This window comes from Microbacterium sp. Leaf320 (assembly GCF_001423485.1).
Classification (GTDB): Bacteria; Actinomycetota; Actinomycetes; order Actinomycetales; family Microbacteriaceae; genus Microbacterium.
The window spans coordinates 273,340-299,180 of record NZ_LMOD01000001.1; the positions used below are offsets into that span (position 1 = coordinate 273,340).

23 protein-coding genes, 1 tRNA gene and 2 pseudogenes are annotated in these 25,841 nt (G+C 69.3%); 20 read left to right on the top strand and 6 right to left on the bottom strand.

Annotated elements, in window-relative coordinates; all coding sequences use genetic code 11:
* Positions 1–21: 21 nt before the first annotated feature.
* Positions 22–1,392 carry an NADP-specific glutamate dehydrogenase gene (gene gdhA / locus ASF63_RS01265; protein ID WP_056508635.1) on the bottom strand — a complete coding sequence of 457 codons (1,371 nt, stop codon included), beginning with the start codon at positions 1,390–1,392 and terminating at the stop codon, positions 22–24.
* A gap of 151 nt (positions 1,393–1,543) precedes the next feature.
* Positions 1,544–4,231, bottom strand: coding sequence for a phosphoenolpyruvate carboxylase (locus ASF63_RS01270; RefSeq protein ID WP_056510108.1), 2,688 nt, complete (start codon positions 4,229–4,231; stop codon positions 1,544–1,546).
* 88 nt (positions 4,232–4,319) lie between these two features.
* Here ASF63_RS01270 and nhaA point away from each other — a divergent pair, with 88 nt between their 5' ends.
* From nhaA to ASF63_RS01290, 4 genes are all read left to right on the top strand, one after another.
* Positions 4,320–5,486, top strand: coding sequence for a Na+/H+ antiporter NhaA (gene nhaA / locus ASF63_RS01275; RefSeq protein WP_056508636.1), 1,167 nt, complete (start codon positions 4,320–4,322; stop codon positions 5,484–5,486).
* A 67-nt stretch (positions 5,487–5,553) separates the two neighbouring features.
* Entirely contained in the window at positions 5,554–6,165 is a 612-nt protein-coding gene (locus tag ASF63_RS01280) for a MazG family protein (RefSeq protein ID WP_056510110.1), read from the top strand.
* 65 nt (positions 6,166–6,230) lie between these two features.
* Positions 6,231–7,481: a histidine--tRNA ligase gene (locus tag ASF63_RS01285; protein ID WP_056510112.1), complete on the top strand. Its 1,251-nt coding sequence runs from the start codon at positions 6,231–6,233 to the stop codon at positions 7,479–7,481.
* A 183-nt stretch (positions 7,482–7,664) separates the two neighbouring features.
* The gene (locus tag ASF63_RS01290; protein WP_056508637.1) at positions 7,665–8,477 is read left to right on the top strand and encodes an SGNH/GDSL hydrolase family protein; all 813 of its coding nucleotides are present in this window, start codon (positions 7,665–7,667) and stop codon (positions 8,475–8,477) included.
* Here the strand turns inward: ASF63_RS01290 and ASF63_RS01295 are convergent.
* Positions 8,446–8,970, bottom strand: a complete 525-nt coding sequence (locus ASF63_RS01295; protein ID WP_056510114.1) for a VOC family protein — start codon at positions 8,968–8,970, stop codon at positions 8,446–8,448. The two genes, ASF63_RS01290 and ASF63_RS01295, sit on opposite strands and share 32 nt — an antisense overlap.
* A gap of 85 nt (positions 8,971–9,055) precedes the next feature.
* On the opposite strand from ASF63_RS01295, the pseudogene ASF63_RS19570 reads away from it, so the two are divergent.
* Positions 9,056–9,295, top strand: a pseudogene (locus ASF63_RS19570) (AraC family transcriptional regulator); the annotation flags it as partial.
* A 364-nt stretch (positions 9,296–9,659) separates the two neighbouring features.
* Positions 9,660–9,761: pseudogene (locus ASF63_RS19575) on the top strand (AraC family transcriptional regulator); the annotation flags it as partial.
* A gap of 99 nt (positions 9,762–9,860) precedes the next feature.
* Here the strand turns inward: ASF63_RS19575 and ASF63_RS01305 are convergent.
* Together ASF63_RS01305 and ASF63_RS01310 are read right to left on the bottom strand one after the other, a co-directional pair.
* A complete protein-coding gene (locus ASF63_RS01305) occupies positions 9,861–11,087 on the bottom strand; it encodes an APC family permease (RefSeq protein ID WP_056508640.1) in 1,227 nt (408 codons plus the stop codon).
* A gap of 49 nt (positions 11,088–11,136) precedes the next feature.
* Complete coding sequence (locus tag ASF63_RS01310; protein ID WP_056508642.1) at positions 11,137–11,607, bottom strand: PaaI family thioesterase; 471 nt, start codon at positions 11,605–11,607, stop codon at positions 11,137–11,139.
* 99 nt (positions 11,608–11,706) lie between these two features.
* On the opposite strand from ASF63_RS01310, the gene ASF63_RS01315 reads away from it, so the two are divergent.
* From ASF63_RS01315 to ASF63_RS01365, 11 genes are all read left to right on the top strand, one after another.
* Positions 11,707–12,057, top strand: a complete 351-nt coding sequence (locus ASF63_RS01315; RefSeq protein WP_056508644.1) for a GntR family transcriptional regulator — start codon at positions 11,707–11,709, stop codon at positions 12,055–12,057.
* Positions 12,054–13,073, top strand: coding sequence for a DUF1648 domain-containing protein (locus ASF63_RS01320; protein ID WP_056508647.1), 1,020 nt, complete (start codon positions 12,054–12,056; stop codon positions 13,071–13,073). The genes ASF63_RS01315 and ASF63_RS01320 overlap by 4 nt, the downstream gene beginning before the upstream one ends.
* Before the next feature lie 47 nt (positions 13,074–13,120).
* Positions 13,121–14,071, top strand: coding sequence for a CPBP family intramembrane glutamic endopeptidase (locus tag ASF63_RS01325; RefSeq protein ID WP_056508649.1), 951 nt, complete (start codon positions 13,121–13,123; stop codon positions 14,069–14,071).
* Between the two features lie 31 nt (positions 14,072–14,102).
* Complete coding sequence (locus ASF63_RS01330) at positions 14,103–14,762, top strand: O-methyltransferase (protein WP_056508651.1); 660 nt, start codon at positions 14,103–14,105, stop codon at positions 14,760–14,762.
* Between the two features lie 99 nt (positions 14,763–14,861).
* Complete coding sequence (gene eno, locus ASF63_RS01335) at positions 14,862–16,142, top strand: phosphopyruvate hydratase (RefSeq protein WP_056308775.1); 1,281 nt, start codon at positions 14,862–14,864, stop codon at positions 16,140–16,142.
* Between the two features lie 53 nt (positions 16,143–16,195).
* Positions 16,196–16,759 (top strand): FtsB family cell division protein, encoded by a 564-nt coding sequence (locus tag ASF63_RS01340; protein WP_200933951.1) that lies wholly within the window; start codon positions 16,196–16,198, stop codon positions 16,757–16,759.
* A 65-nt stretch (positions 16,760–16,824) separates the two neighbouring features.
* Positions 16,825–17,367, top strand: coding sequence for a DUF501 domain-containing protein (locus ASF63_RS01345; protein ID WP_056508653.1), 543 nt, complete (start codon positions 16,825–16,827; stop codon positions 17,365–17,367).
* On the top strand, positions 17,364–18,656 hold the full coding sequence (locus ASF63_RS01350; protein WP_056508655.1) for a S8 family serine peptidase: 1,293 nt from the start codon (positions 17,364–17,366) through the stop codon (positions 18,654–18,656). The genes ASF63_RS01345 and ASF63_RS01350 overlap by 4 nt, the downstream gene beginning before the upstream one ends.
* Before the next feature lie 39 nt (positions 18,657–18,695).
* Complete coding sequence (locus ASF63_RS01355; protein WP_056510117.1) at positions 18,696–20,183, top strand: NAD(P)/FAD-dependent oxidoreductase; 1,488 nt, start codon at positions 18,696–18,698, stop codon at positions 20,181–20,183.
* A 289-nt stretch (positions 20,184–20,472) separates the two neighbouring features.
* On the top strand, positions 20,473–21,297 hold the full coding sequence (locus tag ASF63_RS01360) for a hypothetical protein (protein WP_056508656.1): 825 nt from the start codon (positions 20,473–20,475) through the stop codon (positions 21,295–21,297).
* Complete coding sequence (locus tag ASF63_RS01365) at positions 21,294–22,001, top strand: DedA family protein (RefSeq protein WP_056508658.1); 708 nt, start codon at positions 21,294–21,296, stop codon at positions 21,999–22,001. The genes ASF63_RS01360 and ASF63_RS01365 overlap by 4 nt, the downstream gene beginning before the upstream one ends.
* Positions 22,002–22,013: 12 nt before the next feature.
* Here ASF63_RS01365 and ASF63_RS01370 read toward each other — a convergent pair.
* Positions 22,014–22,086 (bottom strand) — tRNA-Leu (locus ASF63_RS01370).
* 487 nt (positions 22,087–22,573) lie between these two features.
* On the opposite strand from ASF63_RS01370, the gene ASF63_RS01375 reads away from it, so the two are divergent.
* The 3 genes from ASF63_RS01375 (at position 22,574) to ASF63_RS01385 (ending at position 25,789) form a co-directional block, all read left to right on the top strand.
* Positions 22,574–23,821, top strand: a complete 1,248-nt coding sequence (locus tag ASF63_RS01375) for an alanine racemase (protein WP_056508663.1) — start codon at positions 22,574–22,576, stop codon at positions 23,819–23,821.
* Positions 23,818–25,131, top strand: a complete 1,314-nt coding sequence (locus ASF63_RS01380) for a D-arabinono-1,4-lactone oxidase (protein ID WP_056508665.1) — start codon at positions 23,818–23,820, stop codon at positions 25,129–25,131. Before ASF63_RS01375 ends, ASF63_RS01380 begins: the two co-directional genes overlap by 4 nt.
* Before the next feature lie 91 nt (positions 25,132–25,222).
* A complete protein-coding gene (locus ASF63_RS01385) occupies positions 25,223–25,789 on the top strand; it encodes a LemA family protein (protein ID WP_056508667.1) in 567 nt (188 codons plus the stop codon).
* The last annotated feature ends 52 nt before the right edge of the window (positions 25,790–25,841 follow it).

The following is a 25,841-nucleotide window of genomic DNA, read 5'->3' on the forward strand; positions in this document are numbered from 1 at the left end:
GTGTGGCAGGTGACCAGAGCGTCAGATGACGCCCTGCGCGAGCATCGCGCCCGCGACGCGCTCGAAGCCCGCGATGTTCGCACCCGCGACGTAGTCACCCGCGACGTCGTAGCGCTCGGCGGCGTCGAACGCGGCGGCGTGGATGTCCGCCATGATCTCGCGCAGCTTGTTCTCGCTGGCATCGAAGCTCCACCGCTGGCGGGACGCGTTCTGGCTCATCTCGAGAGCAGAGGTCGCGACACCACCGGCGTTCGCGGCCTTGCCGGGAGCGAAGAGCACCCCTGCGCCTTGGAAGGCCTCGACGGCTGCGGGTACGCAGGGCATGTTCGCGCCCTCGGAGACCGCTCGCACGCCGTTCGCGATGAGAGCCTCGGCCGCGTCGAGGTCGAGCTCGTTCTGCGTCGCGGAGGGCACCGCGATGTCGACGGGCACCTCCCAGACGCTGCCGCCTTCGACGAAGCGCGCACCGGGACGACGGTTCGCGTACTCGACGATACGAGCGCGCTCGACCTCCTTGATCTGGCGGAGCAGATCGACGTCGATGCCGCCGTCGTCGACGACATAGCCGGATGAGTCGGATGCGGTCACGGCGGTCGCGCCGAGCTGGGTGGCCTTCTGGATCGCATAGATCGCGACGTTGCCCGAGCCCGAGACGCCGACGCGCTTGCCGTCGAGCGATTCGTTGTGCACGCCGAGCATCTCCTGCGCGAAGAACACCGCACCGTAGCCCGTGGCCTCCGTGCGCACCTCGGCTCCGCCCCAGCCGGTGCCCTTGCCGGTGAACATGCCGGACTCGTGGCGGTTGGTGATCTTGCGGTACTGGCCGAAGAGGTAGCCGATCTCGCGGCCGCCGACACCGATGTCACCCGCGGGGACGTCGGTGTGCTCGCCCAGGTGGCGGTAGAGCTCGTTCATGAACGACTGGCAGAAGCGCATGATCTCGCCGTCCGACCGCCCATGCGGATCGAAGTCCGAGCCGCCCTTGCCGCCGCCGATGCCCTGCCCTGTGAGGGCGTTCTTGAAGATCTGCTCGAAGCCGAGGAACTTGATGATCGACAGGTTGACCGACGGGTGGAAGCGGAGCCCGCCCTTGTACGGCCCGAGCACCGAGGAGAACTGGATGCGGTAACCGCGGTTCACCTGAAGGCGGCCGGCGTCGTCGACCCACGGCACACGGAACAGGATCTGTCGCTCCGGCTCGACCAGACGCTCGAGGATGCCGCCGTCGACGAACTGCGGATTGCGCGCGAGCACCGGGGCGATCGAGTTCAGCACCTCGTGCACGGCCTGCTGGAACTCGGTCTCGTGCGGGCTGCGGGTGAGGACCGTGTCGAAGACGGGCTGCACGGATTCTGCGAGCGGGTGGAAGTCGGCGGAAGACGAAGAGGTCACGCGAAAGAGCTTTCTGAACGGGGGAAGAAGATGTTGCGTGCGATCGTGTCGCGTGAGAGGTCGCCGGATCGGGCAGAAACCTCACTCTAGCGGGCACGCCGAGGTGAGGGATCTCACACCGGAATGCGCCCGACGACGACGATGATGCGCCTCAGCCGGTGTTCTGCAGACCCGCCGCGACGCCGCTCACGGAGAGCAGCAGCAGGCGCCGCTGTTCCTCGTCGGCACCGGATCCGGTCGCCTCCGCGGGGTCGCGCAGTGCGCGCAGGGCGCGCAGCTGCAGCAGCGACAGAGCGTCGACGTAGGGGGTGCGCAGCTGCACGGCGCGCTGCAGGATCGGCTTGTTCTCGAGCAGACCGACACCGCCGGTGAGGCGGATCACCCACTCACGGGTGAGCGTCATCTCGTCGAGCACGAGCTGGGCGAGGTCGTCGCGATCGCCCAGCGCCAGATACTGGCGGGCGATGCGCTCGTCGGTCTTCGCGAGGCTCATCGCGACGTTGTCGATCATGGTGCGAAGCAGTGGCCATTCGCGATACGCCTCGATGAGGCGGCCCTCGTCGCCCACAGCGGCCAGTGCCGTTCCGAGCCCGAACCAGCCGGCGAGGTTGATGCGCGCCTGCGTCCACGCGAACACCCACGGGATGGCCCGGAGGTCTTCGAGCGACTCGACGGAGAGTCCTCGTCGCGCGGGGCGCGAGCCGAGCGCGAGCAGACCGATCTCCTCCATCGGGGTGACGGTGGCGAACCAGGGCGCGAAGCCCTCGGCCTTCACGAGCGAGAAGAAGCGCTCACGCGAGGAGCGGTCCATCACCGAGGCGATGTCCGCGAACCGCGCTGCGGCCTCGCTGGTGTGCTTCTCGACCGTCGGCGACGACGCGAGCAGGGTCGCTGCGGCGACCTGGTCGATGTGGCGCATCGCGATCGCGGGCTCGCCGTAGCGGGCGAAGATGACCTCGCCCTGCTCGGTGAGCTTGAAGCGACCGTCGACCGAGTGCGGCGGCTGGGCGAGGATCGCCGAGTTGGCGGGTCCGCCACCGCGACCGAGGGCACCGCCGCGGCCGTGGAACAGCGTCAGCTCGATGTCCGACTCCTGCGCCCACAGCGCGATCTTCTCCTGCGCCTCGTACAGGGCGAGATTGGCGGCGACGGGGCCGACGTCCTTCGACGAGTCGGAGTACCCGAGCATCACCTCGAGGCGGTTGCCGGTGGCGGCCATCCTCTCCTGGAACTCCGGGAACGTGACCGCCTCGGCGAGGATCTCGGGAGCGGCCTGGAGGTCGGCGAAGGTCTCGAACAGCGGGACGACGTCGAGCACCGGTGCGTCGTCGCCGAGTGCGTGCCGCGCGAGTGCGTACACGTTCGCGAGATCCGAGGCTGCCTGCGTGAACGACACCACGTAGCGGCCGGCGGCTCGGAGCCCCCGATCGCGCTGGATCTCGGCGATCGCACGGAAGACCTCGAGCACCTCTTCGGTCTGCGCGCTGATGGCCTCGCCGCTCGCGAGCTCCGCCAGAGCCTTCGCGTGCACCTGCGAGTGCTGACGCACCTCGAGCTCGGTGAGGTGGAAGCCGTACGTCTCCACCTGCCAGATCAGGTGCTGCACGCCTCCGAAGGCATGGCGCTTCGCGCCGGCATCCGACAGCGATGCCTGCACGGCGCGGAGGTCGGCAAGGAGCTCTTCGGGGCGGGCATATCGCTGCTCCTCGCCTCGGCGGGTGGCGGCGACGCGGTGGGCGAGCGCGAGCAGCACCCGGCGGTGCGGCTCGCCGGGGGAGCGGGCGCCCAGTTCCTCGGCGCTACGCGGATCCGCGGCGGCGAAGTCATCCCACAGGGCGGAGACGGCCGCGCTCGCCGGAGTGTCCTCGGCGTCGAGCGTGAGCGTGCGGCCGATGCGTTCGAGGGCGCGCTCGAGACCGCGAAGCACATGATCTGAGGCGATCTGAGAGGCCTCGCGAGTGACGGATGCCGTGACGAAGGGGTTGCCGTCGCGGTCGCCACCGACCCAGGAACCGATCCGCACGAAGGCGGGGACCACGGGCTCGGAGGCGCCGGAGTCGTCACCGCGCAGTGCGTCGTCGATGCGGCGGTACACGTGGGGGACCGTCGTGAACAGGGTCTCGTCGAACACGCCCATGACCGTGCGGACCTCATCGGTCGGCGACGGCTTCTCGGCGCGCAGCGGCGCGGTGCGCCAGAGGGTGTCGATCTCCTCCAGCATCCGACGACGGGCGCGGTGCTCCTCGGAGCCGCCCTCGCTCGCGGCGTCGTGCTGCGTGAGCAGCTCGGACAGGCGACGGATGCTCGACGACACCGCCCGGCGACGGGCCTCAGTCGGGTGAGCGGTGAAGACGGGGTGGAAGCGCAGGCCCTGCAGGCGACGGAGGGCCTCGTCATCGCCGACCTCGGTCTTCAGGCGGGCGTATGCCGTGGCGACCGTGTCGGCGGCATCCTCACGGCCGGGCTGACCTGCGCGCTCGCGGAGGACGCGCACGCGCTGATGCTCCTCGGCGAGGTTGACCAGGTGGAAGTAGCACGTGAACGCCCGAGCGACCTCGTCGGCGCGGGCGATGCTGAAGGACCCGGCGATCGCTGCGGCACGCTCGAACGCGTCGGACGTCTCTTCGTCGTAGGCCTGGATGGTGGCGAGGCGCAGCTTCTCGACGTCCTCGAAGAGGTCATCGCCGCCGGCTTCTCGCAGCACCTGGCCGAGAAGGGCGCCGAGCATCCTGACGTCGGAGCGCATCGCGTCCGGGATGCCACGGCCCGCTTCGAAACGGCCGATGATGCGGATGGCCGAGGTGTCGGTGGGCTCGGGGAAGGCGTGTTCGGGGGTCACCGTTCGAGAGTATCCCGGGTCGGGGTGGTGCTCGGAACGCATGACGATCCGAGACGCCCGCGGCGACCGGCGAACTACCATGGAGGGGATGCGAATCTCCGCGAACCCCCTCCGCGGGCAGCAGTTCCCTGCTGTCCTCCTCCTCGTCGCCGCCGGCCTCGGTCTGCTGCTGGCGAATCTCCCCACGCACGACGCGCTCGCCGCGGTGCTCGACTTCCACATCGCGGTGCCCGGCACCTCTCTGGATCTCTCGATCGAGCACTGGGTGTCCGACGGGCTCCTCGCGGTGTTCTTCCTCGTGGTCGCGATCGAGCTGCGCCACGAACTCACGCACGGAGAGCTGGATTCGCCGCGCAAGGCCGTGCAGCCGGCGATCGCCGCCGCGGGCGGTGTGCTGGTGCCGATCGCGGTCTACCTGCTCATCGCCGGAGACTCGGCGACCGCCACCGGATGGCCGATCCCCACTGCGACCGACATCGCCTTCGCACTCGGTGTGCTCGCGATGTTCGGCAAAGGGCTGCCCTCGACCGTGCGGGTGTTCCTGCTGGCGCTGGCGATCCTCGACGACATCATCGGCATCATCTTCATCGCCGTGCTCTTCGCGCACGACGTGCAGTGGCTGCTGCTCGTCCTCGCCGTGGTCGCGGTCGCGCTGTTCTGGGTCCTCAGCCGCGCACTGCATGCCAAGGGGCACCCCGCGATCGCTGCCGCGATGGTCGTCGTCGGAGTCGTGGCGTGGGGACTGGTCGCCGCGTCCGGCATCCATGCCACGATCGCGGGAGTCATGCTGGGCCTCGTGATGTCGCCCGTTCCCGCCGCGCGCACCCGTCACGCCCTCGAGCCCACGGTCAACGGGGCGATCCTGCCGGTGTTCGCGTTCGTCGCGGCGTTCGTGGTGATTCCCGACCTCGCACCCTCCGAGCTGTCGCCGGCATTCTGGGGCATCGTGGTCGCCCTCCCGGTCGGCAAGATCCTCGGCATCTCCCTGTTCGGCTGGATCGCGATGCGCATCCGACCTCGGGGCTCGGCTCCCGCGCTGCCGTTCGGCGACATCCTGGCTGCCGGTGCCCTCGGCGGTATCGGGTTCACGGTGTCGCTGCTCCTCGCCAACCTCGCCTTCGCGTCGGATGCGGGCGTCCGCGACCAGGCGATCCTCGGCGTGCTCGTCGGCTCGCTCATCGCACTCGTGCTGTCCGGGGTGATCGTGTCGCTTCGCGCTCGCTCCTATCGTCGGCTGAGCGCCGCGACATCCTGAGAGCCTTCGAGGAGGAACAGTGACCGGAGATCAGGAACGCGATCCGCTGCGCGGGGCCGCCGAGACCATGCGAGCGGTGCGCGAGCGGTGCGTCTGGTCGCAGCAGATCACCCACCGCGACCTCGTGTCGTACCTGATCGAGGAGTCGCACGAGGTCATCGACGCCGTCGAGAGCGGCACGCGGGCCGACCTGCGAGAAGAGCTCGGCGACCTGCTGTGGCAGGTGCTGTTCCATGCGGCCATCGCCGCACAGGATCCCGACGACCCGTTCGACATCGACGACGTCGCCGACACGCTGACCGAGAAGATGGTCCGCCGGCACCCGCACGTGTTCGCGGGGGAGGTCGCGACCACCCCCGATGAGGTGCTCGTGCACTGGAACGCGGCGAAGGCGGCCGAGAAGCGCACGAGGAAGAGCGTGCTCGACGGTGTCCCGCGAGGGATGCCGGCGCTGGCGCTCGCACAGAAGATCGTCGGACGAGCGGCAGGGGCGGGCGTGGAGGTCGAAGGGCCGAGCGGCGGCGCCGTGACCGCACCCACGACCGAGGCGGAGCTCGGCGACGTTCTGCTCGGGCTCGTCGCTGTGGCGCGAACCGAGGGGTGGGACGCCGAGCGGGCGTTGCGCGAGCGGCTCCGCGGGCTCGAAGCCGACGTCCGCGACGCCGAATCCGGCGCCTGACGCCACGGGCCACCCCGCCGACCTGGAAAGATGGGGGCGTGGCTACTGTGAACCCGCCGCGCGGCATGCGCGACATCCTCCCCGCCGACAAGGCCCGCCGCGAGCGCGTCCTCTCCGTGATCCGCGATCGGTACCGGTCGCACGGATTCGACGAGATCGAGACTCCCGCGCTCGAGGAGTACTCGCGACTGCATGCCGGCATCGGCGGCGACAACGAGAAGCTGGCCTACAACGTCCTGCGTCGCGGTCTCGACGCCGAGGCGATCCGGGAGGCGGCCGACGACCAGGGCGCACTCGCCGACCTCGGACTCCGCTACGACCTCACCGTGCCGCTCGCGCGGTTCTACGCGAGCAACCGCGGTCAGCTGCCCGGCGTCTTCCGTGCCATCCAGATCGGCCCGGTGTGGCGTGCGGAGCGCCCGCAGAAGGGCCGCTACCGCCAGTTCGTGCAGTGCGACATCGACATCATCGGCGATGACTCCGCGCGGGCCGAGGCAGAGCTCATGGTCGCCTCGCTCGATGCCGTAGACGCGCTCGGGCTCGAGGGCGCGACCGTGCGCATCAACGACCGGCGCGCACTCGACTGGATGCTCGACAGCTTCGGCTTCACCGCCGACGAGCGGCCCGGCGTGCTGATCACGATCGACAAGCTCGACAAGATCGGCCCGGAGGGGGTCGCGGCGGAATTGCGCGAGCGCGGTGCCGCAGCATCCGCCGTCGACGCCTTCGAGGCGTTCCTGCGTCGCCCGCAGACCATGGAGTACAACCCGTTCGGCGAGCGCCAGATCCGCAAGGCGCTGCCCGAGAATGCACCGGATGAGATCGTCGGGCACCTGGTCGGCATCGGTGAGGCCGTCGCCGCCGGACGCGGGGCGACCGACATCCCACTGGTGTTCGATCCCTTCCTCGTGCGTGGCATGGGCTACTACACCGGCACGATCTTCGAGCTCGCGCACCCCTCGGTCTCGTACTCGCTGGGCGGGGGAGGGCGTTACGACGGCATGATCGGGCGCTTCCTAAGCCAGCAGGTTCCCGCGGTCGGGTTCTCGCTCGGCTTCGAGCGACTCGTCGACCTCGTGACGGCCGGGGCGGATGCCGCCGAGCGCGCCGTGGTGCTGATCCACGACGCAGACGTGCCGGTCGTGGAGCTCGTGACCCACAAGGCCGCGCTCATTGCGACAGGTGCCAGGGTGCGGCTGGAACGGCGCACGAAGAACGTCAAGGCGCTGCTCGAGCGCTCGGCCGCCGACGGGTACACGGAGTTCTCGACCGTCTCCGCAGGTGCGTCTCAGCTGGAGCTCAAGCCCCTGTCCTGAGACTCGGCTCGTCCTTCGCCCTTCGGGCCCGGCTTTCGAAGTCCGGGAGTCCGTCTGCAGGACGACCGCACGGGATGCAGGGGCAGACCGCTGGTTTCGTCCTGCGGACGTGCCCCGGTCCTGCAGACGGACACTGCGGATGCCGTTCACTCGGCGTTCACGCCGGTTGGATCGAATCAGACCATGAGTCGACAGCTTCTCGTCGCCGTCGCCGTGATCGGTGCCGCGTCGGTCTCGGCCGCTGTCGGCATCCGGTTCGTGCTCACGCATCAGGCGGCGATCGCCCGTCGGCGCATCGGCAAACCGCTCGGCGAGCGGTCGATCGATGCCGACCGCGTCTGGCGGCGTGCGCTCGACGGTGACCCCGTGCAGCTTCTCGTGCTGGGCGACTCGGTGGCGGCCGGTCTCGGTGCCGAGCGCCGCAAGGAGACGCTGGGCGGGCGGCTCGCGAAGGGCATGGCCCGACGCATGCGGCGACCGGTCCGCCTGCGCACCGCCGCGGTCGTCGGCTCGGAGTCGCCCGACCTCGCTGCCCAGCTGGAGGGTCTGCCCGACGGGTATGCACCGCACGTGGCCGTGATCGTGGTCGGCGGGAACGACGTGACCCACCGCCTCCCGCTCGCCGTCTCGACGCACCACCTGAGCGACACCATCCTGCACCTGCGGCGCCGCGGCACCGAGGTGGTCGTCGGCACGTGCCCCGACCTCGGTGCGCTGCGCCCCGTGCCGCAGCCGCTGCGGCGCCTGATCTCCAGCATGTCTCGTCGCCTCGCCGAGGCGCAGGCTGAGACGGCTCGTGCGAGCGGAGCGCATGCCGTCGATCTCCGTCGAGCGGTGGGCCCGATGTTCTTCGATGATCCCGATGCGATGTTCAGCCTGGACCGCTTCCATCCGAGTCCGCTGGGCTATCGGCGCACGGCCGAGGTGCTGCTTCCTGTCGCGTGCCTCGCCGCGGAAGCGGCGCTCAGCTCGCGTCGTCAGCCGGGGCCGCGCTGAACGAGGCGGCCCATTCGGCCACCCGTCGCGCGCTCTCCTCATCCGATAGGTCTTCGATCCGGGTCATCACCGACCATCGCACGCCGAACGGGTCACGGATGCTCGCGAAGCGGTCTCCCGAGACGAAGGCCGACGGTGCTTCGCGCACGGTCGCGCCCGCGGTGACCGCTCGCTCGACGACGGCGTCGACGTCCGAGACGTAGAGTCCCATCGAGTAGCAGTCGTCATCGCCCGACGGCGCGGGCACCAGGTGATAGTCCGGGCTCGGCTCGCCCAGCTGCAGGCGGCCGAGACCGAAGTCGAGGTCGGCGTGGGCGACGACGCCGCCGAACTCCGTGACGTCGACGACGCGAGCACCGAAGACGTCTCGATAGAAGTCGATCGCCTCTCTGACTCCGGGGATCGCGAGGAACGGGGTGAGTGAGGTCGCGCTGTGCGGGCGGCCGTCGGTGGTGTGTGCGCCGGTCGCGCCGGTCGTGTTCTCGGTGGTCATATCGCCACCGTACGGAGCGGCAGGCATCGTGCGCTTGAACATTCGCGACAGACTGCGAGTGCGGTTCGAGGAATACGCTGGGGCGATGGTCAGCCGGACGCGAGGGGTGCTGTACCCGGCCCGGCTGCCCGAGTTCCACCGTCTGCCGCCGGCTGCGGCCGCGCGGGATCTCGTCGTGTGGTTCTGGATCCCGGAGTGGTCGATCGAGCCCGGTCGGTCCTCACGCCAGGAGATCGTCGGCTACCCCGCGCTGAACCTCGTGGTCGAGCAGGGCGTCGTGACGCTGTCGGGCGCGACGACGCGGGCGTCGCATCGCGACCTGACCGGCACCGGCTGGGCTGTCGGCGCGCTCTTGCGGCCCGGCGCTGTGGGAGCACTCGTCGACGACCCGGGGATGCTCGTCGACACCGAGCAGACAGTCGATGCGCCCGATCTCGCTGACGCGGTGAGTGCTGCGATGGCGACGGGGGAGGGGCGCCGCGAGCGTGCCGCCGCGGTGTTGTCCGACTGGCTCGTGCGCCGGGTCGGACCTCTCGACGAGAGCGCGCGGCACGCGAACGCGCTGGTCGAGGTGCTCATGGGCGATGGCGCAGCCGGGAGCCTCGAGGAGGCGGCGCTGAGACTCGCTGTCTCGACCCGCACCCTGCAGCGGCTGTGCCCACCGATATGTCGGCGTCTCGCCGGCGGCGATGATCCGGCGGCGCCGGCTCCAGGAGGCCGCCGAGCGACTGCGACTCGACGCGGGTCTCGATCTGTCGGAGCTCGCGGTCGAGGTGGGCTACGCCGACCACGCGCACCTGACGCGGGACTTCCGCAGCGTCCTGGGGATCGCGCCGCGCACGTATCGCGCCGGGGCAGGCGAGGTGCCCGCAGAAGGCGCGGGCCCCTGGTCAGCTCGTGATCCGCAGACGGATCGCCCGGTAGAGCACTCCGATGAGCACCACAGCGGTTCCGACGATCGAGGCCAGTACGGGCAGTGTGTTCACGAGCAGCAGGCAGCCGAGCGCCCCGACGACCTGCAGTGCTCGGGGATAGCGACGAGCGGATGCCCGCTGGCGGAATGCCGCGGCGTTCGCGATCAGGTAGTACAGCAGGACTCCGAAGGATGAGAACCCGATCGCGTCGCGCACATCGGCGACGAGCACGATCGCGACCACGATGACGGCGATCATGATCTCGGCCCGGCGGGGCACCTGCCGGCGATCGTCGACCTTCGCGAGGAACGAGGGCAGATCCTTCTCGCGCGCCATGGCCAGTGTCGTGCGTCCGATCCCGGTGAGGAGAGCGAGCAGTGCTCCCAGCGAGGCTGCGGCGGCGGTGATCCGGACGACGGGCGTGAGCGCGGCCCATCCGGTCGAGGAGAGCACGTCTGCCAGGGGTGCCGAGCTCAATGCAGCATCGCTGCCGAGGGTGACGACGACCGTGACCGCGACCAGCAGGTACACGACCACGGCTCCGCCCAGCGCGAGGGCGATCGCGCGGGGGATCGTCCGTGCGGGGTCGACGACCTCCTCGCCCATGGTCGCGATCCGCGCGTATCCCGCGAAGGCGAAGAAGAGCAGCCCGGCGCCCTGGAGGACACCGTAGGCGGTCGCATCGGGGAGAGGGGAGGGGGTCGACGCGGATGCCGCGCCGAGGCCGACCGCGACCACGACGGCCAGCCCGAGAAGCGAGCAGACCACGAGGATCCGAGTCGCGAGAGCCGTCCGCGTGACCCCGAGGCAGTTGACGGTCGCGAGGGCTCCCACCGCGGTGATAGCGACGGGCGTCTGCCAGCCGGCGGGGGCGGCGTAGGCGGCGAAGGTCATGGCCATCGCCGCGCAGCTCGCGATCTTGCCGATGACGAAGCTCCATCCTGCGATGAATCCCCACCACGGACCGATCTCCGCGCGGGCGTAGGCGTAGGTTCCGCCGGCGACCGGATGCACCGCGGCCAGCTGAGCCGATGCGGTGGCGTTGCAGTACGCCACGATGGCAGCGATCACGAGCGCTATCAGCAGGCCGTTGCCGGCGACTCCGACCGCCGGCGCCCAGACCGAGAAGACGCCGGCACCGATCATCGAACCGAGTCCGAGGGCTGTGGCGTCGCCGAGCGTCAAGCGGCGTGCGAGGGGCATCCCGTCATCGTCGCACGCCGGTGTGAACGACAGGTGTCGTCGTCGCGGCTCAGTCTCGTGCCGCAGTGACGCGCTTCTTCTCGCGGATGTAGACCTCGCGGCGCACCTTCGCGACGACATCGCCGTCGCGATCGGTGATCACGGTCTCGAACCACTCGAGTACTTTCGCCCCACCATGGGCGCGCTCGCGGATCTCCGCGGCACGCTCCTTGCTGACCTCGAACTCGGCGGTGAGCACGCCGCGGCCGGGCTTGAGGAACTCGATCTCGCCGCGGGTGTCCCAGACCACATAGTCGCGTCCGAGCTGGTGCATGACGAGCATGAAGAAATAGGGATCGGTCATCGCCGACATCGAGCCGCCGAACGCCGTCTTGACATAGTTGCGGGTGAAGGCGTTCACATGAAGCTCGACGGTCGCGTGGGTCCAGTCCTCGCTGAAGCGGCGGATGCGGATTCCGCTGAACAGGTTGGGGCTCCACAGGTTCATGCCCGTGGCGAGACGGCGGGGAGTGATGCGCATGAGGTCAGTGTGGATGCTGCGGACAGGGAGACGAAGCTTGCTGGAGGGTTCCGACAGTTGTTATAGTTCTCCTATAACTAATAGAAATTAAGGAAAGCAATGCTGATCCGAATCGACGCCGACAGTGCTCGGCCGCTCTTCGATCAGGTCGCGGCGTCCGTCAGGGCCGACGTCCTGACCGGGCGGCTCGGACCCGGCGATCGGTTGCCGGCCGCGCGCGAGCTGGCGGACGCCCTCGAGATCAATCTGCACACGGTGCTCCGCGCCTATCAACAGCTCAGAGACGAGGGACTGATCGACCTGCGCCGCGGCAGGGGAGCGGTGATCGCAGCCTCCGCCGCACCTCTCGCGGAGCTCTCGCAGGACATCACCGCTCTCGTCGCCCGCGCCGCCTCGCTCGGCGTCTCTTCCACGACCCTGGCCGCTCTCATCAAGGAGACCGACGCATGACCCCCGAGATCCGCAGGGCCCGAACCGCCTTCTGGTGGGTGGGGGTGATCGTTCCGCTGGTGCTGATCGCGCTCGCGAGCATCGTCGTGCTCGCCTGGCTCCCCGATCTGCCGGAACCCGCAGCGATCCACTGGGGTCTCGACGGTGCCGACGGCTTCGGCCCGCGGTGGACTCCTCTCGTCCTGCTGATCGGTCTCGGCGGAGGCACCGTGCTGCTGTTCGCACTCATCGCCCTGTTCTCCCACCGACTCCCGCAGCGGGGCGCTGCCGCGCCGATCCCTCAACCGCAGTGGTCCGCGACCGCGCGTCTGCTGGGAGCTGCGAGCCTCGGCATGGCGGGCATGATGTCGATGCTCGCGATCGCCTCGACCGCCGCGCAGCGCGGTCTCGCCGACGCCGCGGATGCGGCTGATATCACCCCGTGGGTTGCGGCCTTCCTCCTGGTGATGGTCGGCCTCGGAGTAGCGGGGTGGTTCCTGCAGCCCGCGGTGCCGATCTCGACGGAGTCGTCGACTGCCACGGCGACTCCGCTGCTGCTGACCGATCACGAGCGCGCGGTGTGGATCAAGACCGTGACGGTCGCCCCCGCGGGTCAGGTCGTGCTCGGCATCGGCGTCTTCGTCGTGATCGCGATGAGTGTGCTCCTGCTCGCGCAGGGCATAGCCGCGGGCTGGATCACGGCCGCGGTCGCCGCGGTGCTTCTCGTGCTCGTCACGACCAGCCTCACCTTCCGGGTCCGCGCGAGCGCCGCGGGGCTGCGGGTGCGATCGGTCGTCGGCTGGCCGCGGGTCGAGATCCCCGCTGCGGAGATCGCGAGCACTCGTGCCGTCCAGGTCGACCCCTTCGCCGAGTTCGGCGGCTGGGGATATCGGTTCGGTGTGGACGGACGGCGAGGAATCGTGCTCCGCAAGGGAGACGCGGTCGAGGTGACCCGCACGAACGGGCGGGTGTTCCTCGTCACGGTCGACGACGCGGCCACGGCCGCCTCCGTCCTCGCAGCGGCCGCGCAGCGCTGACCCGTCGCCGACCGCGCACTCAGAGCAATCGACCGAGGAGAACCATCATGACCCGCATCCGCATCGCCGCCATCATCGCGTTCACCGTGCTCGCGTGCGGGCTCGCGTGGCTCGTGGCCCTGCCGCTGTGGCTGGGCGACGGCCTGGCCGAGCCGAGTGCGGGAGTGCTGCTGCCGGTGATGATGCTCACGCCGGCGATCGCCGCGCTCGTGGTCACGTTCACCGTGCGCATCCCCGCCCCGGGCGAGAGGGTGCGCTTCCTCGGCCTGTGGCCGCTGCGCCCTGCCAAGCGCGTGGTCTGGCTCGTGGTCGTCGGCTGGCTCGCCCCTCCGCTGCTCGTGGGCCTCAGCATCCTGCTCGCGGCAGCTCTCGGGTTCATCCGGCTCGATCCGACTTTCGCGGGGTTCGCGACCGAGATCGCGAACCTCCTGCCGGAGGGCACTCCGATGCCGCCGATCGAGCTGCTGGTGTTCTCGCAGATCGCGATGATCCCGCTCGGCGCCCTCGTCAACAGTGTGGCGGCGTTCGGCGAGGAGCTCGGGTGGCGCGGATGGCTGGTTCCCGCGCTTCGACCGCTCGGCACCTGGCCGACGCTGCTCATCAGCGGGGCCGTCTGGGGCCTCTGGCACAGTCCGGTGATCCTGCTCGGCTACAACTTCGGCCGCACGGACATCACCGGGGTGCTCTTCATGATCGGAGGGTGCGTCGCCTGGGGCATCCTGCTGGGTTGGCTGCGTCTGCGATCCGCCTCGATCTGGCCTGCGGTGCTCGCCCACGGAGCCCTGAACGCGGCCGGCGGGCTCGTGATCCTCTTCGCCGCATCGCAGCCAGACCTCGCGCTCGCCGGTCCTCTGGGCGTCGCCGGATGGATCGTGGCGGCCGTCGCGATCGCGGCGCTCGTCCTGACCGGACAGTTCCGGGAGCAGCCCGAGCTCGCGGGCGCACCCGGTCGGCTGCTGTCCGCGCCCCGTGACGGCGGTGGCTCCGCCACCTCTTGACGCTCTCGGTGTCGGGCGGTTTGCTGAGGAGATGGATTCCACTCCCGCTGCCTGGTCCGACGCCGATGTCTACCTCTCCGACCTGCTCGTCGGAGACGACCCTGACCTGGAGGGGGCTCTCGCGGCCCAGCGCGACGCAGGGCTGCCTGCCATCGAGGTGGCGCCGGTCTCGGGCAAGCTGCTCAATCTGATCGCGCGCATCAGCGGCGCTCGCCGCGTGCTCGAGATCGGCACGCTCGGGGGATACTCGACGATCTGGCTGGCCCGTGCGGTCGGCAGGGAGGGCCGGGTCGTGACGGTCGAAGCCGAGGCCGACAACGCCGCCGTGGCGAGGGCGAGCATCGACGCGGCCGGAGTCGGCGACCGCGTGGACATCAGGATCGGCCGAGGTGCTGACGTGCTGCCCACGCTCGTCGGCGGCTTCGATCTGGTCTTCATCGACGCCGACAAGGAGTCGAACACGATCTACCTCGACTGGGCGGCGAAGCTGGGCCACCCTGGCACCGTGATCATCCTCGACAACATCGGGCGAGAAGGTGAGATCGTCCGAGACGACTCCACGGACTCCAAGGTCGTCGGCACCAGGGACGGACTGCGGATGCTGGGGGAGGACCCCCGCTTCGACGCCACCGCCCTGCAGACCGTGGGGGTCAAGGGCTGGGACGGCTTCGCGCTCGCCGTCGTGGTGTGAGCATCCGACTCGAGCCAGGGGCATGAGCCGCAGGCGGGCTAGACTGGGCGCGGATCGACGACGCTCCACACACCTTTTCTCTGAGCAAGGAGCACATCAGTGGCACTGATCGAGGCTGTAGGCGCACGCGAGATTCTCGACTCGCGCGGAAACCCGACCGTGGAGGTGGAGGTGCTCCTCGACGACGGTGTCGTCCAGCGCGCCGCCGTCCCCTCCGGTGCATCCACCGGCGCATTCGAGGCGTACGAGCTGCGCGACGGCGACAAGAGTCGCTACGGCGGCAAGGGCGTGCTCAAGGCCGTCGACGCGATCATCGATGAACTCGGCCCGGCGCTCGAGGGCGTCGAGGCGAGCGAGCAGCGCATCGTCGACGAGATCCTCATCGAGACCGACGGCACCGAGAACAAGCAGCGCACCGGCGCCAACGCGATCCTCGGCGTCAGCCTGGCCGTCGCGAAGGCCGCGGCCGACTCGGCCGACCTGCCGCTGTTCCGCTACCTGGGCGGCCCGAACGCGCACGTGCTGCCCGTTCCGCTCTTCAACGTCATCAACGGCGGCGAGCACGCCGACAACGGCATCGACATGCAGGAGTTCTTCCTCGCGCCGATCGGTGCCGAGACCTACTCCGAGGCGCTCCGCTGGGGCGTCGAGACCTACCACGTGCTGCGCGGCGAGCTGAAGGCCGCCGGCTACGCGACCGGCCTCGGCGACGAGGGCGGCTTCGCCCCCGACCTTCCCAGCAACCGCGAGGGCCTCGACTTCCTGGTCAAGGCGATCGAGAAGGCCGGCTTCACCCCCGGCACCGACATCGCGCTGGGCCTCGACGTGGCTGCCACCGAGTTCTTCAAGGACGGCGTCTACCGCCTCGACAACAAGGACTGGACCGGACCCGAGCTGATCGAGTACTACGAGGGTCTGGTCAAGGACTTCCCGATCGTTACGATCGAGGACGCACTCGCCGAGGACGACTGGGACAACTGGAAGCTCCTCACGGATGCTCTCGGCTCGAAGGTCCAGCTTGTCGGCGACGACCTGTTCGTCACCAACCCGACGCGTCTCGCGGACGGCATCAAGCGCGGCGTCGCCAACTCGCTGCTCGTCAAGGTCAACCAGATCGGAACGCTCACCGAGACGTTCGATGCGGTCAGCCTCGCGCAGCGCTCCGGCTACACGGCGATGCTGTCGCACCGCTCGGGTGAGACCGAGGACACCACGATCGCCGACCTCGTCGTCGCCACGAACGCGGGTCAGATCAAGGCGGGTGCGCCTGCTCGCAGCGAGCGCGTGGCGAAGTACAATCAGCTTCTGCGAATCGAAGAGGAGCTGGGTGACGCGGCGGTCTTCGCCGGCCGCTCGGCATTCCCGCGTTACCAGGGCTGAATGCAGCTGAGACAGACACACGCCGCCTGAGCGGCACGTACGGAGGAGGAGCCGTGGCACGACGACCGGCTCCTCCTTCGGCGTCTCCGGGCTCCTCCCGCCAGGGCTCGGCTGCGAAGCCCGCCCCACGCAACGGCAGTTCGCGACCGCCGCGTGGTGCGGCGAGCAGGGGTGGCCAGGAGCGCCGGGTCGATGTGCGCGAATGGGCGTCCGGCATCCGACTGTCCGCCTTCTCGGTCATCATGCTGTCGCTCGTCGTCCTGGGCGCGTGGGTGCTCGTCCCCACGCTCGGCACCTTCATCGACCAGCGTCAGAAGATCGCCGCTCTCGAGCAGTCGATCAAGGTCTCCGAAGACGAGATCACCGCGCTCGAGAAGGAGCGCGAGCGCTGGAACGATCCGGCTTACATCACCACCCAGGCGCGCGAGCGCCTCTACTACGTCAAGCCGGGCGAGGTCGTCTACCTGATCGACAACGACCTCGACCCCGCGGCGCTTCCGCAGGAGCAGGGCCCGGTCAGCGACACTCTCGAAGAGACGCCGTCCGACTGGATGGCGCAGTTGCTGCGCACCCTGACCGCCGCCGGTCTGAGCGACACGGCCGTGGTCGCCCGCTGAACGCTGGGGCTCGCGACGCCGCTGCCTCCGAGCATCCTCCCCGGCGTCTCCCGTACGCTGGAGGAGTGACCACGCCTCCCTTCCCTGCCCCCACGACCGCCGAGCTCGCCGTGGTGTCGGCCCAGTTGGGACGCCAGGCGCGAGGTGTCGTCGGCATCGCGGCGCGTTGCGTATGCGGAAACCCCACGGTCGTCGCCACGACGCCTCGGCTGCCCGACGGTACACCGTTCCCCACGTTCTACTACCTGACGCACCCGGCCGCGACCGCGGCGATGTCGACGCTCGAGGCGACCCAGGTCATGCCCGAGCTCGCCGCGCTGCTCGCCGACGATGAAGGCGTCGCGGCAGCATACGTCGCCGCGCACCAGGCGTACCTGAGCGACCGCGGGCAGTTCGGCGAGGTGAGCGAGATCGACGGGATCTCCGCCGGTGGCATGCCCACACGCGTGAAATGCCTCCATGCTCTCGCCGGCCACGCACTCGCCGCAGGCCGTGGCGTGAACCCGATCGGTGACCTGGCGCTCGAGCGCTCGAGCTGGTCTCCCGAGAAGTGCCGGTGCGATGATCCGGGTGCTGCCGTGCGCGACGCCGAAGCATCGTCGGCATGAGGCCGCATCGGATGCTGCGCAACGGCGTCGCGCTGGCGACCGTCGTGGCATCCGTTCTGCTCCTCGGGGCGGCGGCCACGCCGCCTCCCGTCCCCGACGACCCCGCAGATCCCGTGCGTGCGTCGGAGTACTGGCTCGACGGTGCCGGTATCCGTGACGCGTGGCAGACGACGAGGGGCGACGGGGTGACGATCGCGGTGATCGACACCGGCATCGGCAAGGTCCCTGGGGTCTTCGATGAAGCCGTCACGGGCGGCACCGATGTGTCCGGCACCGGATCTCCCGACGGGCGCACCCCTGTCGGTGCTGTCGACGGCAACCACGGCTCCTGGGTGGCGTCGCTCGCCGCCGGCCGGGGCGCGGCCGACGGCAAGGGCATGATCGGGGTCGCCCCGGAGGCGGACCTCCTCTCGATCTCCGTGGGCTTCGGAGCGGCGGCCGCGGTGCCGTTCACCGAGCAGGTGGCCAAGGCCATGCGCTGGGCCGTCGACCATGGTGCAGACATCATCAATCTCTCGTTCACGACCAACACGCTCGACTGGGACCGGAGCTGGGACGAAGCGTTCCTCTACGCGTTCGACCATGACGTCGTCGTCGTCGTCGCCGCGGGCAACCGGGGAAGCGGGACCAACATCATCGGTGCCCCCGCGACGATCCCCGGAGTCCTCACCGTCGGCGGCGTCGACCAGACGGGTACAGCGAGCATCGAGGCGTCCACGCAGGGAATCACGATCGGCATCGCCGCCCCGAGTGAGGGCCTGCGGGGCGTATCCGCCGACGGGACTCTCGTGTCGTGGAGCGGGACCAGCGGTGCGGCCCCGATCGTCGCGGGGGTCGCGGCCCTCATCCGATCGGCGCACCCCGACCTCGACGCCGCGAACGTGATCAATCGCATCATCAAGACGGCGATCCCGGTGCCGGGGGCGGCCAAGCTGCCCGACCCCCTCTACGGCTATGGCCTGATCGATGCCGGGGCCGCGGTCAGCGCCGACGTCGCGAAGGTCGACGAGAACCCGATGGGCGATCTCGCCGAGTGGGTGCGGCTGTACCGAAGGGCCGAGACCGTTCCGGAGCCCGAGCCCACGGTCGCGCCTGTCGAGGTCCCCCCGCTTCCCGCAGCCGACGCGCCGACGGATCCCGGTTCACCGCTGCTTCCCAGCGCTGATTCGCTGCGCTACGGTACCCTGCCGCTCATCGCACTCACAGTCCCTGGTATCCTGGTAGCGCTTGGCGTCACCGCAGCTGCCCGGCGCATCCGATCGGCGCGCGCTCGCACGCCACATCCCTGACTCCCGAGGAGTTGTTCCCCTGTGCCTCAGAACAGCACTGTGCCCAAGATTCTGATCGTCGGCGGAGGCTACGCAGGCTTCTACACGGCGTGGAAGCTGGAGAAGCACCTTCGCAAGGGTGAAGCAGACGTCACCATGGTCGACCCGCTGCCGTACATGACGTACCAGCCGTTCCTCCCCGAGGTGGCCGCCGGCTCGATCGAGGCCCGCCACTCGGTGGTAGCCCACCGTCGTCACCTCAAGCGCACGAACGTGCTCACCGCCAAGGTCACCGGCATCAACCACGCCGAGAAGGTCGCGACGATCACCCCTCCTGTGGGCGAGCCGTACGAGTTCGCGTACGACCAGATCGTCGTCACCGCCGGTGCGGTCTCGCGCACGTTCCCGATCCCGGGGATCGCCGACAACGCGATCGGCCTGAAGACGATCGAAGAGGCCGTCGCGATCCGTGACCGCCTGATGTCGAACTTCGACAAGGCCGCGTCGCTGCCTGCAGGTCCCGAGCGCGACCGCCTGCTGTCCGTCGTGGTCGTCGGTGGCGGCTTCGCCGGCATCGAGGTCTTCGCGGAACTGCGTTCGCTGGCCTCGTCGCTTGTGGGCAAGTACCCGCAGCTGCGCTTCGAGGACACGCACTTCCACCTCATCGAGGCGATGGGCCGCATCATGCCCGAGGTCTCGCTGCCCACGAGCGAGTGGGTCCTCAAGGATCTCGCCAAGCGCGGTGCCAACGTGCACCTCGACACGCAGCTCACCAGTGCGGTCGACGGCAACGTCGAGCTCTCGACGGGCGAGGTCATCCCGACCGACCTCATCGTCTGGACCGCCGGTGTCATGGCCAACCCGACCGTCGTCCGCGGTGGTGACCTCCCGATCGAAGAGCGTGGCCGCATCCAGACCCGTGCCGACCTGCGCGTGGGCACGCCCGAGGCCTTCGTCCCCGGAGCCTGGGCCGCCGGAGACGTCTCGGCCGTTCCCGACCTCTCGGGCGGTGGCGTCGGCGGCTTCTGCGTGCCGAACGCCCAGCACGCCGTGCGTCAGGCCAAGCTCCTCGCGAAGAACCTCGTCGCCGTTCTGCGCGGTGAGGACCCGAAGGAGTACTTCCACAAGAACCTCGGCGCCGTCGCGGGCCTCGGTCTCTACAACGGTGTGTTCCAGTCCGGCAAGATCGCGCTCAAGGGCTTCGTCGCCTGGGTCGCTCACCGCGGCTACCACGGCCTCGCGATGCCCACGTGGGAGCGCAAGTTCCGTGTGGTCTGGGGCTGGTGGAACAACCTGTGGCTCGGCCGCGACATGGTGAACCTCGAGACGGTGCAGAACCCGCGCTACGTCTTCGAGGAGTTCGCCGCACGCCCGCGTCCTGCGGCCCCCGCGACCACGGCCCCGGCCGCTCAGGCAGCCGTGTCCGACAAGGCAGCAGACGAGAAGCCTGCCGGCGAGAAGACCGCCGCCAAGAAGCCCGCAGCGAAGAAGCCTGCCGCGAAGAAGCCCGCCGCCGAGAAGGCGGCCGAGACAGCTGCAGCCAAGTAATCTCGCTCCACGAACGCCCCGATTCCTGCGGAGTCGGGGCGTTCGTCGTCTCCGGTGCCTGGTGGATCCTCGCACCGGGCTCATAGGGGCGACCGATAAGGTCGGTCGAGCAAGGGGAGTACTCCCGTCTGCGGTGGTGTCGTCATTACGGACATGATGTCGTGTCCCGGCCCACCGGCCCGTGAGGGTGGAGGAGACCTGGCGTCCGTATCCGCGGACGACCATGGATCCTCGTCGCCCCGCTGTCGAATCCCGTGGTCGTCCACATGCCACGAAGGAAATCGACACCATGGGAAAACTGACCAAGCTCATCGGCATGGCCGCTCGCGCGCTCGATCTCGACGACGGCGGACGTGAAGGGCGCAGTGACCAGCGGTCGGCGCAGCCGCAGGCAGCTTCGCGGCAGTCGCCCGCGTCTCCGGTCCCTCCGCACCGGTCCGGGCGCGACTCGTACTCGCCGCCTCCCGCGCGCCAGACAGTGCAGGGCGCCTATACGCCATCGTCGGCACGGACGGAACGCAGTGCCACGGTCTCGGACGCCGATCGCGCCGCCATCGCCCGATACGACTACCTTCTCGAGACAGCCGATCCCCGCAGCGTCGAACAGATCCACCGTGAGGCGTTCGCGCGTCTCACGCCCGCGCAGCGTGCACAGGTGCAGGAGCGCATGAACGTGGAGCTCTCGCCTGGAGAACGCCCCGCATCATCGTCGGCTGAGGATCTGGCCCGAGCGGCAGGGCGCACAGAGGCCGCGCGACCGGGGATGATGCGCGGACTGCTCTCACGCGTCCGTGGCGGCGGTGCCGCGGGAATGGTGGGCGGCGCAGCCGTGGGTGTGCTCGGTGTCGTCGCCGTCGGTGCTGTGGGGAGCGCGGTAGCCGGCCCTCTCCTCGAGCAGGCGACCGGACTCGTCGACTTCGACGCCATCGCCCAGGGTCTCGACATCGAGGCGATCGCGAGCGGCTTCGGTGGCGAAGAGCTCGCGGGTGCTGCGGAGGGACTTCTCGGTTCGGCGGGGGAGACCGTGTCTGGCCTTGGAGACACGGCCGGTGAGTGGGGCCAGCGCCTCGGTGATCTCGGTATCCCCGGCATCGGCGACCTGTTCGGCCGATGAGCGTGGGCAGTTCCGTCATCGCCGCCGCGCAGGCGGATCATGGCTTCTCCGGCCTCACCGGGTTCGCAGCCGACGTCCTCACCGCACTCGGCGACGTCGGAGTCGGCGTGCTGGTGTTCGTCGAGGTGCTGATCCCGCCCATCCCGAGCGAGGTGATCCTTCCCTTCGCCGGATATCTGAGTCAGAGCGGAGACCTCGACCTCGGCTGGCTCATCGTCTGGAGCACCCTCGCGTCGTGGATCGGCGCGCTGCTGCTGTACTGGCTCGGCGCGGCAGTGGGGGTGGAGCGAGCCGTGCGATTCCTCGCGGCGACCAAGCTCGTGAGTCGTTCGGATCTCGACCGCGGAGCACGGTGGTTTCTGCGCAGCGGAGGGTGGACGGTGCTCGTCGGACGACTGGTGCCGGGAGTCCGGAGCCTGATCTCGATCCCGGCCGGGGCGACCAGGATGAACCTCGCCCGCTTCAGTCTGTACACGATCGCGGGGAGCGGCTTGTGGAATTCGTTCCTGATCGGCGTGGGTGCCGCCCTCGGCACCCAGCACGAGCAGCTCGAGGGCGTCCTGGGTTACATCGACTACGTCGTCTATGCGGCGATCGCGATCGCCGTCGGCATCCTCGTCGTCCGTCGAGTCCGCGAGGCGCGTGGGACGGGGGCCGTAGGGGCATCTCGCGCTGCCGACCGGCCCGACGGAGTGCTCGAGTGACAGAGCGGCGGGTGCCCCCGCTGGGACTCGAACCCAGACTGAAGCGATTTTAAGTCGCCTGCCTCTGCCATTGGGCTACGGGGGCGGTCGGCCATGACTCTGGCTCAGAGTACACGGGGGTCAGAGGTGGGCGCCGTCAGGGGGCGCCCACCTCTCCAGCACGCGAACTGACCACCGGCGACCACGGGGAGGCGGGTCGACGGCCGCGGTGCTGCGGACCGCTCCGGAACGGTCCATCAGGCAAGACCCCTGTGAAGTCGGAACGTGACGCTGCCTCCCGAAATCTCTGAGGAGGGACTCGACGTCCACGCGAGGGAAGCGCAAGAGAGACGGGCGTCTCAGCGCCCGTCTCTCTGCTGATGCTGCTGAGACAGCATCGCTACCCCCCGGCAACCGACCGGACTCCGGCCGGTGAGCCCGTCTGAACGACGGTCCCGGAGATAGAGACGATGATCGTCGACGTTCATGACGCCACTTCTGGCCAAAGTATCGGGATTCCGACGCGCGCTGAGCGGTGCGACTCGATTCCGGAAAGAATGAATCCGAGTTCGTCCACGCCGTAGGGTGGGGGAGTGCTCGACCTCACCGCCGATCTGAGCCCTGAAAAGGGACCCTCCGCCGTCTCCCCCGAGTGGCAGGACCCGTCGCGATTCTGGCCGCGCCTCTCGGCGGCCACCGGCCATCTTCCGGCTCCCGTGGCGGTGATCGATCGCGAGGCTCTGCGCCACAACGCGATGGATCTCCTCGTCCGCGCGGGAGGGCTCCCTATCCGAGTCGCATCGAAGTCCGTGCGTGTGCGCTCGGTGCTCGACGCAGTGCTGCAGCTGCCCGGCTACCGGGGGATCCTGGCGTTCACCCTCGCCGAGGCCCTGTGGCTCGCGGAGACCCATGACGACATCGTGCTCGGCTATCCGACGGTCGACCGTAGCGGTCTCGCCCAGCTGTTCGCGTCTGAGGAGGCCTCCCGTCGCATCACGCTGATGGTCGACGATCCCGCGCATCTCGACGTCATCGACAGCGTCGCTTCCGCGGGAAGCCGGCCCGACATCCGGGTGGCCATCGATGCCGATGCGTCACTGCGTTCAGCCGCGCTCGGTCACATCGGAGTGCGCAGGTCGGCACTGTTCACCGCCGGCGAGGTCGCCGCATTCGCTCGCACGATCGTCCGTCGCCCCGGCTTCACGCTGGTCGGGCTGCAGATGTACGAGGCGCAGATCGCCGGCCAGGGCGACAACGCCGGAGCGGATGCGCCGGTCATCCGTCTCGTCCAGGCTCGCTCGCGCGCCGAACTGCGCGATCGGCGAGCGGCCATCGTCGGCGCTCTGACGGACATCGCACATCTCGAGTTCCTCAATGGCGGGGGCACCGGTTCGCTCGAGTTCACCGGCAGTGACGAGTCGCTGACGGAGGCGAGTGCGGGCAGCGGGCTGCTGGGCGGCCACCTCTTCGACGGCTACCGCTCGTTCCGCCCCGCTCCGGCATCCGCCTTCGCATTCGACGTGGTGCGTCGACCGACCGCCGACATCGCGACGGTGCTCGGCGGCGGCTGGATCGCCTCGGGGCCCGCACTGGCGTCCCGCCAACCTGTTCCGGTGTGGCCGTCGGGGTTGCGCACGCTCCCTCGTGAAGCTGCGGGGGAGGTGCAGACGCCGTTGCAGGGTCGCGCGGCGGCTCGCCTCGGCGTCGGAGACCGCGTCTGGTTCCGCCATGCGAAGAGTGGCGAACCTGCCGAGCGCACCCTGAGCTATCAGCTCGTCTCCGGCGACGAGATCATCGACGAGCTGCCGACGTACCGCGGCGAAGGAAAGGCGTTCCTGTGACGAGGATCGGTGGCACCTGGCAGAACTGGGGGCGATCGGCGCAGGTGAAGCCGCTTCGCGTTGAGCGCCCTCGGACGCCGGAAGGGGTGCAACGCGCCGTCAAGGCCGCCGTCGCACAAGGGCTCACCATCAAGGCGGTCGGCGCCGGCCACAGCTTCACCGGAATCGCCGTGGCACCGGGTGTGCTGCTCGAGCTCGACGACCTCCAGGGTCTGGTGTCGGCCGATGCCGCCACCGGGCGGGTCACGCTGCTCGCGGGCACGCGGCTGCACCGGATCCCCGGCCTGCTCGCGCCGTTCGGGCTGGCGATGGAGAACCTCGGCGATATCGATCGGCAGTCCATCTCCGGCGCGATCTCGACGGGGACGCACGGCACCGGCGCGAGGTTCGGCGGACTCGCGACGCAGGTGGCGGGCGTCACGCTGGTGACGGCAGCAGGCGAGTTCCTGCGCATCGACGCGGAGCACAACACCGAGATGCTGCCAGCCGTCGCGCTGGGTCTCGGTGCTCTCGGCATCATCGTCGACGTCACGCTCCAATGCGTGCCGGTATTCGTGATGAAGGCGATCGATGAGCCCGCGCCGCTCGATGACGTCCTCGCGACCCTGACGCACCGTGTCGCAGCGTCGGATCACTATGAGTTCTATTGGTTTCCGCACACCGACGTCGCGCTGACCAAACGTCAGACCCGCGTGCCGGAGTCGACTCGGCGCCAGCCTCTCCCGGTGGTGGGCAGGTGGATCGATGAGACCCTGCTGTCGAACGGTGTGTACCGAGCCGTCTGCGCGGCAGGGCAGGTCGTGCCCGCGGTCACTCCGCCTTTCAGCCGTCTCGCGGTGAAGCTGACGGGCGACCGTCAATACACCGATCTGTCGCATCGAGTGCTCACGCAGAGCCGCACGGTGCGGTTCCGCGAGATGGAATACGCGCTGCCGGCCGAGAACGTGGTCTCCGCCTTCCGTGCCGTCCGGGCGCTCATCGAGAAGCGTGGGTGGCGGATCGAATTCCCGATCGAGGTGCGGTTCGCGGCGGAGGACGACCGGTGGCTCTCCACCGCATACGGGAGAGCGACCGGATACATCGCCGTGCACCGATACTGGCGAGCCGACCCGACGACGTACTTCGAGGCCGTCGAGCAGATCATGATCGAGCACGGCGGGCGCCCGCATTGGGGCAAGCTGCACACTCTGGGCTCCGAGCAACTGCGCGAACGCTATCCGCGATTCGGCGACTTCACGGCGCTTCGGGATCAGCTCGATCCTGATCGTCGATTCACGAACCGGTATCTGGATCGCGTCCTCGGTGAATGATCCGGAAATCCGGCGGCCGTGCGGCCGCACCCAGTCGACGCGCAGACTGCGCCGATAGGATGAGACAAACACGAGGAAGGGTGGGCCTCTGATGGAATGGCTCGTGCCGGTACTGATCGTCGTCGGTGTGATTCTGCTCATCGGAATCTACCTGTGGGCGACCTACAACTCGCTGGTGCAGCTGAACGTGCGCGTCGACGAGGCATGGAGCGGCATCACCGTGCAGCTGAAGCGCAGGGCTGACCTGATACCCAACCTCATCGAGACGGTGAAGGGCTACGCCTCGCACGAGAAGGCGGTGTTCGAGAACGTCACCCGTGCGCGCGCCGAGACGCTGTCTGCCGGAGGCCCCGGAGAAGCGGGAATCGCAGAAGGACACCTGCAGCAGGCCCTCCGCAGCCTCTTCGCAGTGGCCGAGGCATATCCGCAGCTGCAGGCCAGCCAGAACTTCCTGCAGGTGCAGCAGGCCCTCGTCGACACCGAAGACAAGATCCAGGCGGCCCGCCGGTTCTATAACGGCGGCGTCCGAGAGCTGAACACGAAGATCAAGGTCTTCCCCAACAACCTGTTCGCCAAGGGACTGGGATTCACCGAGCGCGAGTTCTTCGAGGTCGCGGACAGCGGTGCGATCTCCGAACCGCCACGCGTGCAGTTCTGACGTCCGAAGGCCCGATGCGCACCGCCGCATCGGGCCTTCTGCGTACCCGGAC